Source organism: Rhodococcus sp. (in: high G+C Gram-positive bacteria), from assembly GCF_049299235.1.
Lineage (GTDB): Bacteria > Actinomycetota > Actinomycetes > Mycobacteriales > Mycobacteriaceae > Rhodococcus.
In genome coordinates this window covers 1-2,509 of record NZ_JBAQXC010000328.1, presented here as the reverse complement: position 1 = coordinate 2,509, position 2,509 = coordinate 1, and the positions used below count along the sequence as shown (strand labels likewise).

Annotated in this window: 2 protein-coding genes; one reads left to right on the top strand and one right to left on the bottom strand. The window is 67.6% G+C overall.

Annotated features, from left to right (window positions below):
- Positions 1–165: 165 nt before the first annotated feature.
- A complete protein-coding gene (locus tag WAX14_RS20675; RefSeq protein WP_422629920.1) occupies positions 166–1,356 on the bottom strand; it encodes an acyltransferase family protein in 1,191 nt (396 codons plus the stop codon).
- Positions 1,357–1,549: 193 nt separating this feature from the next.
- Here WAX14_RS20675 and WAX14_RS20670 point away from each other — a divergent pair.
- The coding region (locus WAX14_RS20670) for a DUF3068 domain-containing protein (RefSeq protein WP_422629919.1) at positions 1,550–2,509 on the top strand (960 nt) is incomplete at its 3' end.

The following is a 2,509-nucleotide window of genomic DNA, read 5'->3' as shown; positions in this document are numbered from 1 at the left end:
GGGCGGTGCCGTCGCGGTGGGTGTCGCCGTGGCACGGCGAGCAGAGTCCGTCGCGTCACGCATCCTGGTGGCGACAGCCGGCGCGGCGACGATGGTCGCGATGGCATTGCTGTCGACCGGCCCGTGGCGTGCTCCCGGCGGCTACGTCGGGCACTCGTTCCTGATTCAGTTCGCCGCGCTGGCCGGGTTGGTGGCGCTGGGGCTCGCGACGGTTCCGCTGTCGCCCCGCTTCGCCCGGGTCCTGCGGTGGAACTCGCGGCGGGCAGGTTCCTCGACGAGCGCGTAACTCACGGACGCGACCGCGATGCTCACGATCACGGTGACGACGAGCACGAACCAGAAATGTCCGTGGAACGGCAGGATGCCGAACACCGGGAACACGATCGACAGCACCGCGAGGTGCCAGATGAAGATGCCGTAGGACCAGCGTCCGACCGCCAGCGCGGTGGTCGACGCGAGGATCCGGTGGTGGTCACGGGGGGTCAGCACCAGCGGGGCGAGCAACGCCGCGCTCATCACGGCGCCGAGCAGGATCTTGCTGTTGTACTCCCACGGCTCGAGAGTGGTCAGTTCCGCCGGACCGCCGAGCGGGGTGGCCGCGAGGACGAACGCACCGATCGCGATTGCCGCCATGAGACCCCGCCGGGCCGCCAATCGGTGTACCCAGGTACCGCCGATGGTCACCAGTTCGGCGAGCAGCATGCCCACCCCGAACCACGGCAGATAGCCGGGCAGCCAGTTGTCGTGGTTGATGTGGTCGGGCGTGGCCACCGGCAGCCACACCCACACGAAACTCGCCGCGCACGCCGCGAGGATCACCGGGATCCGGAATCGTGCGGCGTCCCCGCGCAGCCGGCACAGCGCGGCGCCGAACAGCGGCAACAGCAGATAGAACGCAACCTCGACGGACAGGCTCCACATCTGGGTCAGCCCCTCGGTGAGGGTCAGCGGCACGAACACCTGAACGAACGTGAGGTTCGCCACCCACACCCGCCAGCCGCCGCCCGCTCCTGGCAGCAGAAGCAGTACCAGGCACACCGCCGTCCAGTACGCGGGGAGGATGCGCACGGCACGGGACACGAGGTACCGACCGGGTGACTGCGCGGCACCGTACCCGCGAGCCTCCGCGGCGTGCGGACGCCACAGCAGGAACCCGGACAGGGCGAAGAACAGGGCGACCGCGAGGTCGAGCCTGCCCCACACGCGGCCGATCACCGGATCGTGCACGGCACCGGTCTGGAACGCGACATGTGTGACGAGAACTCCGACGGCGGCGCAGCCGCGCATGCCCTCGAGGGCAGGCAGGAACCCGGTCGCGCCACGGGGCGGCACTCCGGTGTCTGGTCGACTGGTCATCGCGGACCAGTGTGCCGGGCGAGTCCCGTCCGGGAAGTACCGGGTTGTTCCGAGTCCGGCCGTACGCACAACGACCGTCGGCTGTTAGTGTCTGGGCTCACGTGGTGTGCGCGACGTCGTACACCAGACGATCCGTGCAGCCCGGCTGCCGGTGGGGGTACTCGATGACAACCGTTGAGTGAGGAGAGACAGCATGGCTGAGCGTTCGAGCTCGGGCCGGAAACTTGCGCTGGTGTTGGTGGGCCTGGGGACTTTCCTCCTGGCGATCGCGCTGCTGGTGCCGACCTACACCGTAGGCAAGCTGAAGAAGACACCACTCGACCTCGAGGTCACCACCGTGGCCGAGGGTACGGGTGACATTCTCAATTCCAAGGCGCTGCTCGCCGGCCAGGCACAGGTCGACACGAACGTCCTGATCGTCGCGCAGCGTTTCGTCACCGTCGAAGACCCCTCGAACGCCGAGGTCATGACGCTGCAGGCCGGCCAGGCCGTGCGCCGACTGGACATGCAGGGCGACACCGGACTTGTGTCGGCGACGGTGGACCGGCTGACGATCGACCGCGTCACCTCGATGCCGGTCTCGCTCGAGGAGTTCCCCGACCGGGTGAGCACCATCCAGACCTCGTCGACGGCGCCGCCCACGGAGATCACCAACCGTGAGGGTCTGCAGTACAAGTTCCCGTTCGACGTCGAGCGGAAGAGCTACCCGTACTTCGACAACAACGCACGCGAGAACTACGAGATCAACTACGTCGAGGGTGACGACAGTGAGATCGGCGGCGTCGAGGTCTACCACTTCACGCAGACGATCGAGCCGGTCGACCTGTCGAAGTCCGATCCGACGAACCCCACCTACAAGCTGAGCCTGCCCGCCGCCACCTGGGGTATCGAGGGCGGCGACGAGCCGATCACGATGGTCCGCTGGTACAGCAACGTCCGCGACATGTGGGTCGACCCCGTCACCGGCGTCGTCGTGAAGGGCCAGGAGCAGCAGTACCAGTACTACGCGCGTGAGGCCGACACCCCCGAGGTGACGGTCCTGAAGGTCACGCTGCCGTTCGACCAGGACACCATCGAGTTCCAGGTTCAGCAGGCCAAGGACGGCCAGGATCAGTTGTCCACGTTCGGTCGTACCGTCCCGATCATCCTCGGC

Bases quoted from the DNA above. Each gene is read 5' to 3' on its own strand.
- WAX14_RS20675 (WP_422629920.1), bottom strand. From the start codon at position 1,356: ATGACCAGTCGACCAGACACCGGAGTGCCGCCCCGTGGCGCGACCGGG.